The organism is Candidatus Hakubella thermalkaliphila, assembly GCF_013281975.1.
Classification (GTDB): domain Bacteria; phylum Actinomycetota; class Humimicrobiia; order Hakubellales; family Hakubellaceae; genus Hakubella; species Hakubella thermalkaliphila.
The window spans coordinates 1-12,993 of record NZ_BLRZ01000051.1 but is presented as its reverse complement, the minus strand read 5'-3'; the positions used below and the strand labels follow the sequence as shown (position 1 = coordinate 12,993).

The 12,993-nt window shown below is 51.1% G+C and carries 13 protein-coding genes; 1 reads left to right on the top strand and 12 read right to left on the bottom strand.

Going from position 1 to position 12,993, the window contains the following annotated elements:
• From HW443_RS06155 to HW443_RS06100, 12 genes are all read right to left on the bottom strand, one after another.
• A partial coding sequence (locus tag HW443_RS06155; protein WP_176237988.1) for an alpha-glucosidase domain-containing protein occupies positions 1-269 on the bottom strand: 269 nt, incomplete at its 3' end.
• Between the two features lie 242 nt (positions 270-511).
• Positions 512-1,462, bottom strand: a complete 951-nt coding sequence (locus HW443_RS06150) for a sugar ABC transporter permease (RefSeq protein ID WP_176231861.1) — start codon at positions 1,460-1,462, stop codon at positions 512-514.
• 1 nt (position 1,463) lies between these two features.
• Positions 1,464-2,420, bottom strand: coding sequence for a carbohydrate ABC transporter permease (locus HW443_RS06145; RefSeq protein ID WP_258190464.1), 957 nt, complete (start codon positions 2,418-2,420; stop codon positions 1,464-1,466).
• Positions 2,421-2,537: 117 nt separating this feature from the next.
• On the bottom strand, positions 2,538-3,758 hold the full coding sequence (locus HW443_RS06140) for a sugar ABC transporter substrate-binding protein (protein WP_176237987.1): 1,221 nt from the start codon (positions 3,756-3,758) through the stop codon (positions 2,538-2,540).
• Positions 3,759-4,041: 283 nt separating this feature from the next.
• Positions 4,042-4,701 carry a TetR/AcrR family transcriptional regulator gene (locus HW443_RS06135; protein WP_176235762.1) on the bottom strand — a complete coding sequence of 220 codons (660 nt, stop codon included), beginning with the start codon at positions 4,699-4,701 and terminating at the stop codon, positions 4,042-4,044.
• The gene (locus tag HW443_RS06130) at positions 4,676-5,908 is read right to left on the bottom strand and encodes a polysaccharide deacetylase family protein (protein WP_176235761.1); all 1,233 of its coding nucleotides are present in this window, start codon (positions 5,906-5,908) and stop codon (positions 4,676-4,678) included. The genes HW443_RS06135 and HW443_RS06130 overlap by 26 nt, the downstream gene beginning before the upstream one ends.
• Positions 5,909-5,929: 21 nt before the next feature.
• Positions 5,930-7,150 (bottom strand): glycoside hydrolase family 57 protein, encoded by a 1,221-nt coding sequence (locus HW443_RS06125; protein ID WP_176235760.1) that lies wholly within the window; start codon positions 7,148-7,150, stop codon positions 5,930-5,932.
• 2 nt (positions 7,151-7,152) lie between these two features.
• Positions 7,153-8,451 carry a glycosyltransferase family 4 protein gene (locus HW443_RS06120; protein WP_176235759.1) on the bottom strand — a complete coding sequence of 433 codons (1,299 nt, stop codon included), beginning with the start codon at positions 8,449-8,451 and terminating at the stop codon, positions 7,153-7,155.
• A 250-nt stretch (positions 8,452-8,701) separates the two neighbouring features.
• Entirely contained in the window at positions 8,702-9,481 is a 780-nt protein-coding gene (locus HW443_RS06115) for a TIGR00282 family metallophosphoesterase (RefSeq protein ID WP_176237986.1), read from the bottom strand.
• 74 nt (positions 9,482-9,555) lie between these two features.
• Positions 9,556-10,023, bottom strand: a complete 468-nt coding sequence (locus HW443_RS06110) for a nuclear transport factor 2 family protein (protein ID WP_219857227.1) — start codon at positions 10,021-10,023, stop codon at positions 9,556-9,558.
• Positions 10,007-10,861, bottom strand: a complete 855-nt coding sequence (locus tag HW443_RS06105; protein WP_176235757.1) for a UbiA-like polyprenyltransferase — start codon at positions 10,859-10,861, stop codon at positions 10,007-10,009. Before HW443_RS06105 ends, HW443_RS06110 begins: the two co-directional genes overlap by 17 nt.
• Complete coding sequence (locus HW443_RS06100; protein ID WP_176231947.1) at positions 10,848-12,290, bottom strand: menaquinone biosynthesis decarboxylase; 1,443 nt, start codon at positions 12,288-12,290, stop codon at positions 10,848-10,850. The genes HW443_RS06105 and HW443_RS06100 overlap by 14 nt, the downstream gene beginning before the upstream one ends.
• Positions 12,291-12,466: 176 nt before the next feature.
• On the opposite strand from HW443_RS06100, the gene HW443_RS06095 reads away from it, so the two are divergent.
• Positions 12,467-12,793: a phosphoribosylaminoimidazolesuccinocarboxamide synthase gene (locus tag HW443_RS06095; protein ID WP_246273396.1), complete on the top strand. Its 327-nt coding sequence runs from the start codon at positions 12,467-12,469 to the stop codon at positions 12,791-12,793.
• Positions 12,794-12,993 lie beyond the last annotated feature (200 nt).

Here is a 12,993-nt window from a genome sequence, read left to right as displayed (position 1 = left end):
CTTGTCTTGATTTTCACTTGCCGATCATTTTCTATTACCTCAAAGTCTACCCCAGGCCAGATCTTCTCCGTTTCCATGGGCGACTTCTCGCCACTATTGTCTTCTTCTAAGGACATGCGAAAGCGCAAGACGGTGTCCGAACATACATCGATTCTTACGTTAAGCTCCTCGCCCCTGTCTGTTATGCACCTAAAAGATATTCCATTTCTCTCTCTGCTGCCGCACTTCACTCGACAAATGGCGTGGAAATAACTTTCCTCTGTCGGCATTTTCTTCCTCCCTCTTGGCCTGCTATGTAGCAGGTGTTCTCTTATGGACTACTTGGTAAGTAGTGGATAAAGGGGTAAAGGCCCCGGTCGGACAACTGAATGAACCCTTGTTCGGGTATATAGTATCCCGACCACTCCAGTACGAAACCCCCAGGGCGGAAAGGGAGGAGGGGAAAAGGCGGAAAGAGACAAAGGGGAGGACCACGAGGAGGAAATCACCATGCTCCTCCCTCGCCCACTTTCTAGCCCTTCACGCCGCCGATGGCTAAGCCGCTCACAATGTACTTTTGCAAATAAAGGTAAACAACGGACACAGGCAAGGCGAACAAGATGGCCATGGCGGAAAACCGAGACCAGGAGACACTACCGGCGAACTGGCCAACCATGTTGTAAAGGCCCATCGCCAACGTGAAGTCCTTAGGGTTGGTCAGGAACTGCCAGGAGATGGCGAACTCAGACCAAGTGGCCATGAAGCCCAGGAAGCCTGTGACAGCCAGGGCCGGGACAGCCAGCGGCAGAGTCACGCGGAAGAAGGCCTGGTTTCGCGTGCAGCCATCGATCAGAGCCGCCTCTTCGAGGTCTTTGGGAATGGTATCCAGATACCCCTTCAGGTTCCAGATAGCGAATGGCAGGAGACCAGACAACACAGCCAGGCTAACTCCCCACAGGGAATTGCGCAGATTGAATTGAATCTCGCCAATACTGATTTGAACCCTGTTAAGCAGGACGAAAAGGGCTGGCAGGGTAGCGATTGCTGGAAGCATCAGAACGGCCAGAACACTAATCATAAGCGCCTGGCGGCCAGCAAAGCGCCGGCGAGAAAAGGCATAGGCCGCAAAGACACCAATAAGAACCGAGACGATCGCCGTCCCTATTGAGAGGGAGAAACTGTTTAACGCCAGTTCTGACAAGGAGACTGGATTCGGGGTGGGCTGGATGAAAACCTGGCGGTAATTTTCCAGAGTAGCGCCCGGCGGGATGAGCCTTAGCTCGGTTGGACGGAGGATATTGCGTGGATCAAGCGAGAGGCTGATCACCCACAAGAGAGGATACATGACCGACGCTGCAATCGTGAACATAATCAGTTGCAGGAGCAGTTGCGGCCCCAGGCCCAATCGGCGGCTTGAGGATGGTTTTGCCTTGAACCGCTTGGCCAGTCGGGTTACAAAACTTGTGGAGGAATTATCAGACATCTCAGATCTCATAGCTCTCCGTAGCACGAGTAATGTAGTTAGTTAACAGGGTTAATCCGAGAAGGACAAAGAAGATATAGACGCTGAACGCGGCTGCCAGGCCGTACAACCTTTGCTCGTTGACCAGCCGGAAGGCTACGGTGAGCAGAATTTCTGTTTCACGCAGCGGTCCGCCTCCAGAAAGGAAGTAGATTAGGGTGAACAGGTTAAAGGTGACGACGAGGCCGTAGACCGCGGCAGGGACCATCGCCGGCCGGATAAGGGGCAAGGTGATGCGCCAGAATTTCTGTAAGCCGCTTGCGCCATCAATATCGGCCGCTCCATAGAGTTCGTGCGGGATGCTTTGCAGCGCCCCGGTGGCGACGATGGTCATAAACGGCCAGCCCAGCCAGATGTTGGTGATGAGCAGGGCAAAATACGAAAGCGTGAGCGGGATGCCCGAAATGGGATAACCGAGCTGAGCAATCCACCGAATATGGAAGAGATCCGGCGAAAGCCCAAATAAACTGCCGATCAACGCCAGTCCCTGGTTGATAGCGCCCCAGTCCGGATCAAACATATTGCGAAAAACGTTAGCCACAATAATCTGAGGGATAACGATGGGGAGAATATAAATGACGCGATAGATCCTTTTGAACCACAACCCTGCCGTGTTCAATACAACTGCAATCATAATGCCTAAGGTAACATGGATAATGACGTTGGAGAAAGCCCAGAAGAGGTTGAAACCCAGTACCCGCCAGAAGCTGAAGTTGCCAAGGCCGAGATTTGTAGTGAGGATTCTGACGTAATTGGCAAGTCCAACCCAGTCAGGAGGGGGAGCATCAAAACGTAGATTCCGGATCCCGTAATTGGTGAACGACATCCATAACTGGAAGCCCATGGGGTAAAAAGTGATGACCCCCATGACCAACAATGCAGGGATGAGGTAGAGGTATGGGTTAATCTTTTTGCGCAAGGGTTTTCACCTCGCTGCGGATTGCAATATGCTCTCGGTGACCGCCATTTCCAACCTGCCGGGAATTAGGGAAGGAGGGAGCGCCCGAAAATAACGCTCCCTCCTTACAGTGAGCAATTAAAAGCCGCTCGCGGCGTTCATGTCAGCGCAGGCTTGCGCAACGGCATCGGCAGCAGGAGCCACACCTTCCATAACTTTGGTGAAGGCATCACTGAAGGGGCCCCACCAGTTGGCGAACTCAACAGATTGCGGGCGCGGGAAGCCAGCGTTGGCGATGTCCATGAAGGCTTGCACCAACGGATCCGCGATCTCGACATCGGTGCGGCCCATCGGACTGCCGGCTACGTCGGTATAAATCTTCGAGCCTTCCGGACCGAAGATGTACAGTGCCAGCTCAACAGCGGCCTCTTTCTTCTGACTGTTGGGGTTGATGTACCAGCCATCAACGCCAGTGAGCGGCGTAGCCGGGCCTGCCGGACCGGCGGGCATCAAAGCCACACCCAGGTTGTCGCCCAAGGCGGCCTTGAAGGTGCCAAGCATCCACGGGCCGCTGATGATACCCGCGACCTCGCCCTCCATGAACATGGTGTTGGCCTTGCCTTCGTCGGTCTCGAAGATCAAGCCGGCCTGCTTCAGTTCATACAGGTACTCCATGGCCTCGGCAAAACCGCCCTGATCGGCGACGCACCTGCCGGTTTCGTCCATCAATGTACCGCCAAAGGCGCCGGTGAAGAAGCCGAAGTTGTGATAGGGATGCTGCATGAAGACGTACTTCGTGCCGCCTTCAACTTGCGCTTTCAGTTCATCCAGCGTGGCAGGCGGTGTCGCGACCATGGCCTTGTTATAAAACAACCCCACGGCCTTGATGATGCCTGGCACGGCATAGATCTCGCCATCAACGGTCACCCCATTGATCGCCATCTCGCTAAAGCCCTCGAGCTTACCAGCCAGCAGGTCACCCAGCGGGGCGACCAGATCACCGCGTACATGGTCGCCAAGGTTATCGTTCGGGGCAGTGAACATGTCTGGACCACCGCCGGCCCCCACTTCGGTCACCCATTTGGAGAAGATCGCGTCAAAGGGCACGGCGAGGACGTTGACTGTCACATTCGGGTGGTCCGCCTTATACTGCTCGAGAACCTGCTTGAGGGCCGCTTCTTCTTTCTCACCCACGTGATAGGCATGCCAGATGGTCAGTTCAACGGCAGGTGGTTCCACCTCTTCTGCAGGTGGGTCTTCTTCCACCGGGGGTGCTGGTACACAGGCCACGGCCAGGGAAAATAGCCCGGCGATTAGCACGCCTACTGCCATTAACTTAAGCCAGGTTGTACTGCTCATACTTGCCTCCTCTTTCTAAAATATTTCCATCTTGTTGATGTAGATTTGTCCCTGCTAGGGAACCTTGGGGCCTACGGATACCCTTCTTCTCCATAAAAGGTTAAAATTACCATCTTTCTATATTTCACCACCTCCTTGCTGCCTCAGATTCAGCCCTTTTCTTTGCTTGTAAGAGTTCCACAAAGCAAGATCGGGGAAATAAATTATTATCGACCAACCTTTCTATTTTAAATTACATTATTCCCTTCCTCCTGTCAATAGGCAATTTTGGCAATTGTGCGGGTCAAGAGCGGATGCCATTCCAGTAGATACCAAACACTTCTGAAAAGATCTTACCCATATCCATCTTTTCTTGCACATCATCGGAGGAATGCTGGACCAGAAATATGTCCAGCATCCCCACCAGAGCCTGAGCGGCCACCTGGGGGTTCAGAGGGCGAATTATCCCGCTCCTCACTCCTTCCGAGATAATGTCCGCCAGTACGTCCCGATAAGCCTGGTAAAAATCGGGATATTTCGTGGCAAAGTTCTGCCGCGGGATACGTACCTCATCTACCAAAACTCGGAAGAAATCCACATTGTGTTCATAAAAATAGACATAGGTACGAGCAGCCGCCTCCAGGCGTCCTCTGATGTCGCTCTCTTCCCTGATAGCCTCCTTGAGCATAGCGATGAAGGAAGAGACACCCATTTCGATAATGGTAGCAAATAGGGCTTCTTTGCTCTTAAAATAGTAATAGAGGACGCTCTTGGCTATGCCGATGCTGTCCATCAGCTCTTCGATGCTGGTGTTATGGTAACCCTTTTTGGAGAATACCTTAACCGCTGTCGCAAGGAGCTGCTCGTAGGTCTTGCTCTGCCTCTTCCTTTTCCTCTTCTGCTTTGCCAGTGGCAGAAGATCACGGGAGAGCAAGGGCTTAACTAAGGGCGGCTTGGCGCTCATAAACCAACTCCTTCAGACTGTTTAGGAGAGATCGGGTTTCCAGCATGTACTCGTAACCTCTTATGCGAAGCTGAGCCGGTTCGTAGTGCCAGGTGAGCCAGGAATTAGATTGCAACATCAGAATTAATTTTCTCACCCGGCCCAGGAGATCCCTGATGGCTGACTCATCGGCTTTACCTGTTATTCGAGCATAGAGCCCGACATGTTCCAGTTCCCGGCGCAAGTGGTTTAGTTGCTGAATGAAAATTTTGTCTTCGGCTGAAGCAGTCCAGCGATCGAAGTTTCCCATCTGGGTTCCGGCGGGAACAAATATCTCCTTTCTTGCCGGCACTCGGTCGAAAAGTTCCGCTGGCGTCACGCTTTCCACGAAATCGAGAGCTTCCATCTCGGAAAGGATCTCCTCAAAATGCACCACCCGGCTGGAATCTCCCTGCCCACCTATGTATTCACCGTCGGCACTGATTACCACGATACCACCTCTCAGCCGGTGATGTAGATTCTTAAGTGCCGCCACCAATCTTTTCGGTTTTACCACGCCGGTAAGACACCCAGAGGGTTCCTCAAAAAGTCTGCTCAATTGGTGATCTCTGATTAGTAAGTTAACTCGATGCTCAGCGACCCGGCTCACATAGGTCTGATAGAAGGCTTCATCCCGATCCGCCAGGTCCACAGAGGGATCCTCTAAAGAATAGGGTAGTAGCTCGGTGGAACTCTCCTCCAGGTCGGTCAGAGCAGGCATCTTCTTTCGAGCCAGCTTAAGAGTGGAAGAATCAATGATGGACCATTGGATTCCTCTTTCAGCCAGGATGGGAATGAGGATGGAACTCCAGGCCAGCTCCGGCGGCCTGAAGCCAACGGGCTTCACCCCAAAAGTATCCTCGATGGCAGCCATATCCATATCGATTTGCTCTGCCATATCCTCGGGAGGAAGCAACGGCAACAGGGGGTGATAATAGGCTGAACAGACAATTTCGAATTGGCCGTTATGGATCAGAGCTTTATAGGGTTCGATTACTGAGGGGGCGTAGGCTAGAAGTTGCTCGATAAGCACTCCCTGAATGTTGATGGCCGCCTTCATCCGGGGATGAGCAGCATAGATTTTGGGAATGATGCGATAGCATTCCCACGCATTTTCCTGGGCCCAGCCCATCTCCAGGCCCACGCTTGGTTGATATAAATGCCACAGGCAGACCAGTTTTAGTTTCATCTTCCGGTACCTCCTGGATAGTTATGGGCGCATATAATAATCCATAGCCCTGATGGCATTTTTATATACCTGTTGCTGGTGCCAGATGATGCCGTCAGGGCTTAGTTGAAACCATTCCTGAGGAGTAAAGTACTGGGATACCTCAGCTTCCGAGCCCCCTCCTCTACCATACCACTGGATCAAATGGAGATTATCCGATTGGGCCAGCCACAGGGCTATATCCACCAGCTTCTCGTTCCCCGTCAATTTAGCCTTGTTGTAGACACTCATCATCAACCGCAAAATAGCCTGCTGGGCCGAATTGCCCAGAAAAAACTCCATTCCACCGCTGCCAGCCCAGGTACTGCCAAACTCGGGGAGAGGCAGATCGTAGGCTGTTGGAGCATACTTCTGGACCAGTTGGCTGGGTGTGGCCAGGCTAACCTCTCTTTTCTTAAGCTCCACGGGAAGCCATTCCAGAAAATCAAATATTCCGCTATAGACCGAGTGATGTTCCCCGAAAGTCTCGTAGTCCCATCCCAGAAAAACAAAATCTCCCCGGGTCTGCTGAATCCAGGTGACATAGGTATCGGCAGTAAGGGGGTAGTGGCACCACTGTCGGTTCGAAAACCGGTAGCCCACATCGTCGCTCAGACTATGATGGCGGATCAAAATTTTGAGTCTGCTCTGAGAGTAGTTGTATAGATGAGTGGCCTCCCTCCACCCCAGAACCCAGGGTCTTCCGTCCATAAAAGTAGCCTCAAATCCGGCCTTTTGCAGAGCAAAGTACACATCGTTGGATAGATACATCTCTGTGGTATCGGAGACAGTTGGCTCCTTGCCCAGAAGTTGGGCCAGATAATTCCTGGCCCACTCCATCCGCTTTACGAACATGTCTATGTCCCAAAGAAAGATAAAGCTGTGGTAGGGCTCCATGCCTATAAGCTCCACATTGGGATGTGCTACTAATTTTCTGAATCTTGGCAGCACATCCCTCTCTCCCCATTTCATAGCCTGCTGCAGGAAAGAGACCGAAAAACTGATGGAGATCTTCATTCCCTTTTCCACCAATTCCAGGAACTTATCCGTAGCCGGGATGTAACAGTATCGGGTGACTTTATCGAAGTAACGTTGGTTCAGTCTCTCATCAAAAAGACATTTCTCCATGTCTTCGGCAGAGACGCCCTGGGGGATGGGCTGGGCTGGTAGTTTTATCCTTCTGGGTTGATGGACCACCAGATAGATGGCCACCTCTTGCACCATGGCTAGTCTTCCATATCCGACTTTTGCATAATCGCAGCGTATTCTATCTTGCGAAGGAGATTGTCAACTACCTGACCCCAGGCATACCTTTTGGCTGCAATTTTGGCCTCTCGCCTGATTTTCTGACCTACTGCGGGTTCTGATTTCAAGTAGTACAAATTGTTGACGATTTCCACGGGATCGGCAGTTTCCAGAACAATGGCATTCTGATAGGGAATAGCGTACTCCTCTCCGGTACAGCCAGTGAAGACGACTCCTCCGCAGGCCATAACTTCCAGACCAACCAGGCCAAAGGGCTCCATCCCGCTATTGGCCAGAACAGCATCACAGCCATAATAGAAGATACGCAAGTATTCGTCCTCGACCACAAAATTGAGGGTAAGAACGTCAGCATCCCGGGCCTCCTGCAGAGCTTCAAGGAGCTCCTCAAAGGTAGGTTTGGAGAGATTGAGATTATATACATAAAGCCCATTTCTCTCGGCATTATAGATGACTTCTCCGCCATAGGGCTCCCGACCCGGCCTGATTAAAAAGTTGACCTTAGATCCCCTCCGCTTGAGTTCGGCCACAGCATCCATGGCCATATTCCATCTTTTGTTGGGGTCCATACGCCCTACTTTCAAGAGAAGAAAGTCACTCTCAAAGACCTCCCTGAATCTGGCTACTTTCTCACTATCCACCCCCTGGAACATCCGGTCGGGCACGCCATTGGGAATAACGATAGGATTTAGACCCATATCCCACATGTAGTGTTTCATGAACCTGCTCACCGTAGTAAGGGTGGCCACAAAGGCCAGCCTTCCCCAATTGATGCGGTCAAAAGACATGGTATGGTTAGCATTCCAGAAAATTACGGCCTTATCTCGAAGGCCAAAGTAGTGGAGTAGATCGCTCAGCCGCATTACGCACTCGGCAGTATGCCACTCCTCAGCCAGAACCACCAGCTTCTTTTTCTCTTTGACCGCCGGTCGAGCTATCTCGTCCAGGACAAAATAGGGCACGCTTTCGTTATAATCATAAAGTTTTTCCTCTTCTCCTTGATAGACTCCCAGAGGATAATATTTACTTATCCACTGGGACCAACGGTGAAGAATCAATCTTTTTTGATTAAGAGTTTCCACAGCGGGCTTGTAGGGGTCGCCAACGAAGATGACGTGGGTTTCGAACCCCTTTTTGGCCAATGCTTCCGAGAGCTCGGTCACTCTGAAACCCAGACCACCAGCCTGGGAATATAGGTCCGGACCCTCAAAGGAAAGGATGACAAAGACACTGTTGTCAGGAGTTATTTTTTTGTAGCGCATCTTAGGTACAGTTTCCTCTCTCTACATATGTTAATCAAGACATGTCGCGATTGGCTACTCCTGTTCTTCCTACGAAAAGACGGCTCAGAAACTTGTTGAGTGTCCACCATATATCTACACAAGAGGACGCCAAAGAGAAGCTCAACCCTCTCTGTCAGAGCCTGCCTCGTTTCGTCAGCTTGAAGATGTGTACCAGCATGCGCCAAACAGAGGCCGAATCCTCCCGTGGCCTCTTGCGGGTGGCCCGGCATTAATCTACATCCAGGTTAATCCTCTGAATAGAGGTAGCTCTCCCGTCTTTCTCATCAATATCAATAACTACAGCGTCCAGCCTTCGGTGGCCTTTGGCCACACTGAAGCTGATTGGCCTCTGGGTCAAAAACCGTTCTATAATCTCTTCCTTTTTTACCCCAATAACCGAATCTGTGGAACCTACCATTCCTGCGTCAGTAATATAGGCGGTGCCCCCAGGCAAGATTCTCTCATCGGCAGTGGGGACATGGGTATGGGTTCCCACCACGGCGCTGACCCGGCCATCCAGATACCAGGCTATGGCGTATTTCTCTGAGGTGGCCTCACCATGGAAATCTACTATTATCAGATTGGTGATGCTCTCCAGGTCTTTCAAAAGCCTATCCATGCAGCGAAAGGGGCAGTCCAAATGGGGCATAAAAACTCTGCCGCAAAGGTTAACCACAGCCACAGCATGCCCCTTAACCTCCCTGACCAGAAACTCCTTGCTCGGGTTACCCGGAGGATAGTTGGCCGGACGAAGAAGCCTCTCCTCCTGGTCAATAAAACTATATATCTCTTTTTTGTGCCATACATGGTTTCCCGTGGTTATGACATCTACCCCGGAGCTCAGAAGTTCCTTTGCTACTTCCGGAGTAATCCCAATCCCTCCCGCTGCATTCTCACCGTTGGCTATAGTCAGGTCGATACCATGGTCATGAACCAGAGATGGAAGAAGAAGCTTCACTGCTGTCCGCCCTGGTCTGCCTATCACATCTCCCACAAAAAGAACTCTCATTTTAACCCCTTAAGATTAGTTCCTGGCCCTGGGGATCACTTAGAGGCCCGGAGTGAGTCCCTGGTCTCCCGGGCTCAGTCCCAAAAGTCAACTTTCCACTCTCCTTCTTCCTTGATCAGGGGAACCACAATCCCTTCTGCCACAGATTCTCCCCCTTCATAGATAGTGGTCAGATTGATAGTTACTTCAGCCACCTGGCCTGAAATCTGAGATGACAGAACCTGGATAGATTGGATCTGAAGTACAGTGCCCATTTCCTTCCGGAACTGATCCAGGCTGTGTCTCTGGCGGTCGCTTTTCTCCAGCAACTCGTAGGCCTCAGCATAATTCCTATTCTTCAAGTTCTCAAAAAAAACAATTACTGTGTCTTCCGGCTCCGGTCCGCTGAAAAACCTATTATATATGGAACAACCAGAGACTTGAAGCAGGGAAAAAGAAACTGTGATGACCAGAATCAGGCTTAAAATGTCACTACGGAGACCGGTTTTGGAAACTCTTTGGTTTCTCAGCATAGCCCCTATTCTATCATATGAGCAGAACATCCGCCAGAGTGAACAGAAAAAGGACCGGGCTGAAAAGCCCATTCATGGTAAAGAAAGCCAGGTTGAGGCGGGAAAGATCATGGGGCTTGACCAGGGAGTTCTCATAATAGAGAAAAGCCGCCGCAACCACCACCCCCGCATAGTACAGAAGACCCAGCTCCAGGAGAACACCCGTCAAAACCAGAAGAAGGACCGTCAAGAGGTGCAAGAGCCTGGTCAAGCTCAGCCCGGTCCGGATGCCAAAATTAGCCGGGATAGAGAAAAGTCCCTGGGCCCGGTCCACCTCCACGTCCTGGCAGGAGTAGATAATGTCAAACCCAGCTAGCCAGAGGGCTGCGGCCAGACCCAGCACTGCGGGAGCCAGATCTATGCGGTTAGTAATTGCTACCCACGCTCCCAGGGGAACCAGGCTGTAGTTGAACCCCAGAACAAAATGGCTGAGCCAGGTGAATCTCTTGGTATAGGGATAGACCACAAAAGGTATGATCACTACTGGCCACAGGTATCGACATAGAGGTGCTAGTTGGAAAACCGCGATCATGAATACGACCAGGGAGAGAAGACCGTAGACCAGAACTTCCCTGACTGAGATCAGCCCGGTGGGCAAAGCCCGTTCTCTGGTCCGGATGTTCAGGGCATCGATATTTTTATCAATAAGGCGATTCAGGGACATGGCCAAAGTTCGTGCTCCCACCATAGCCACGGTTATCCAGACGATCTGCCACCAGGTGGGGAGACCAGGCACCAGGATGGCGCCCATGTAAGCAAAGGGAAGAGCGAAGATGCTGTGTTCAAACTTTATATCCCGCAAAAATGTGCCGATCTTAGTCGAGGCCATAGTCCTGCCATCTTTGGTCTACCAGTCTCTTTATCTCCTCATCCATGCGGATCTCCTCGGGCCACTCTCTCTCATGACCTTCCTCCCGCATCTTTCGGGTGGCGTCAATACCCACCTTGGAACCATAGCCACAAACGGAGGAGGCATGATCCAGCACGTCTACCGGCCCTTTAATAAAGAGAAAGTCCCGTTCCGGATCAATATTATTAAAGACCTTCCAGGCCACCTGGGAAAGGTTCTGCACATCCACATCTTCATCTACCACTATGATTACTTTAGTGAGGCCCACCTGGCCCAATCCCCACAGAGCACTCATGACCTTTCTGGCCTGTCCGGGATAGCTCTTGCGAATAGATACAATAGCGCAGTTATGGAAAACTCCCTCTAGCGGGAGATGGAGATCTACTATCTCCGGAATTTGCATTTGGAGGAGGGGCAGAAATATCCTTTCTGTGGCTTTACCCAGAAAGACATCTTCCATAGGCGGCCTGCCCACTACAGTAGCTGGATAGATGGGACTCTTACGATGAGTAATGCAGGTCAGGTGGAAGACCGGGTAGTCCTGGGCCGGGGAGTAAAATCCCGTGTGGTCTCCAAAAGGACCTTCTGTTCGCTTCTCAGTGGCATCCACATAGCCTTCCAGGATGATCTCGGCATGGGCCGGAACCGCAAGATCCAGCATTTTACACCGGACCACTTCCACCGGAGCCTCTCTCAGAAAACCAGCCAACAGGAGCTCGTTAAAGCCGGGGGGCAAAGGAGCACTGGCCGCATAAATGGTGGCTGGATCTCCCCCCAAGACTACCGCCACCTCCAGGTTCCGCCCAAGCTTCTGGCTCTCCCGATAATTACGAGCTCCATCGTGATGGATATGCCAGTGCATTCCGGTAGTCCGGTGGTCATATTTCTGCAGACGATAGATACCTATGTTCTGCTGCCCGGTTAAGGGATTTTTGGTGATCACCAGAGGGAGGGTGATAAACCTGCCCCCATCCTGAGGCCAGCATTTCAAGATGGGCAGAAAATCCAGGCTGGGCTCCTGGGCAATCACTACCTCCTGGCAGGGAGCCTTCCTGACCGTCTTGGGGGCAAACCTCCCTATCTTCCTGAGCCGATTAAGCAGGCTCAGCTTGCCCAGAAACCCCTCCGGAAGAGATAGAGACAGTAACCCAGCCATTCGCTGAGCTATGCTATCCAGCTTTGGTACTCCCAGAGCCCAGCTCATGCGCTCCAGGGAGCCGAAGAGGTTGATAACCACAGGAATATCGTACCCTTTAACCTGTTCAAAGAGAAGAGCAGGACCATTCTGCTTGCAAATTCGGTCAACGATCTCGGTGATCTCCAGCTCCGCATCTACCGGGACAGTCACTCGCCTCAACTGGCCTCTGTTTTCTAGAAAATGGATAAACTCTCTAAGATCTTTGAACATTTCCACCGTTTATTGTTACCATCATTTATGAAGAAACTTTGCGCACAACAATGTCGAACAGTGATATTATAACAGTACTTGGTCAAGTATTTCTTAGCCGATTCATCCCCAGGATTAAAATCGGGGGCTTTCTCGGCTCATTTTTGTAAAAGAGGACGTTACGAAAAATGGGTAGTGTGAAAGATTTAGTAGTTCTGAAAAAGCCAGAGGGTGGCAGGACTGGAATAGGACGCTTCATCTTCTCTGACCGCTACTCGGTGTTTGACTGGGGTGAGATGCCCGACCATATTAAAAACAAAGGCACGGCTCTCTGTATCATAGGTGCATGTCTCTTTGAAAAACTTGAAGAGATGGGCATAAAAACCCATTATCTTGGAGTAGTAGAAGACGCTAAGTCAAAGCGTCTATCCGAACTTAAAGAACCAGGCCATGGCATGGAAATTAAACTGCTGCGAGTAATAACCGAGGTTCAACAGCAAATGGCATCCTGTGAAATACAATAATACGGTTTACCAGGCATTTTGTCCAGAAAGGAGGCCTAAAAAAGAAAAAGGGTAGTGACAATAAATTTGTGAAATATGGCCTTTTTCTATTGACAACTGTCCTTAAAATAGCCATAATTGTACTCAAATGAAGGATTAGGGGGTCAGTGACAATGGCCTTTATAAGGACAGTTAAGACCAGATCCTCCAGTGGGCAGGTT

Bases quoted from the DNA above. Each gene is read 5' to 3' on its own strand.
- HW443_RS06150 (WP_176231861.1), bottom strand. From the start codon at position 1,462: ATGTCTGATAATTCCTCCACAAGTTTTGTAACCCGACTGGCCAAGCGG.
- HW443_RS06140 (WP_176237987.1), bottom strand. From the start codon at position 3,758: ATGAGCAGTACAACCTGGCTTAAGTTAATGGCAGTAGGCGTGCTAATC.
- HW443_RS06135 (WP_176235762.1), bottom strand. From the start codon at position 4,701: ATGAGCGCCAAGCCGCCCTTAGTTAAGCCCTTGCTCTCCCGTGATCTT.
- HW443_RS06130 (WP_176235761.1), bottom strand. From the start codon at position 5,908: ATGAAACTAAAACTGGTCTGCCTGTGGCATTTATATCAACCAAGCGTG.
- HW443_RS06125 (WP_176235760.1), bottom strand. From the start codon at position 7,150: ATGGTGCAAGAGGTGGCCATCTATCTGGTGGTCCATCAACCCAGAAGG.
- HW443_RS06120 (WP_176235759.1), bottom strand. From the start codon at position 8,451: ATGCGCTACAAAAAAATAACTCCTGACAACAGTGTCTTTGTCATCCTT.
- HW443_RS06115 (WP_176237986.1), bottom strand. From the start codon at position 9,481: ATGAGAGTTCTTTTTGTGGGAGATGTGATAGGCAGACCAGGGCGGACA.
- HW443_RS06110 (WP_219857227.1), bottom strand. From the start codon at position 10,023: ATGTTCTGCTCATATGATAGAATAGGGGCTATGCTGAGAAACCAAAGA.
- HW443_RS06105 (WP_176235757.1), bottom strand. From the start codon at position 10,861: ATGGCCTCGACTAAGATCGGCACATTTTTGCGGGATATAAAGTTTGAA.
- HW443_RS06100 (WP_176231947.1), bottom strand. From the start codon at position 12,290: ATGTTCAAAGATCTTAGAGAGTTTATCCATTTTCTAGAAAACAGAGGC.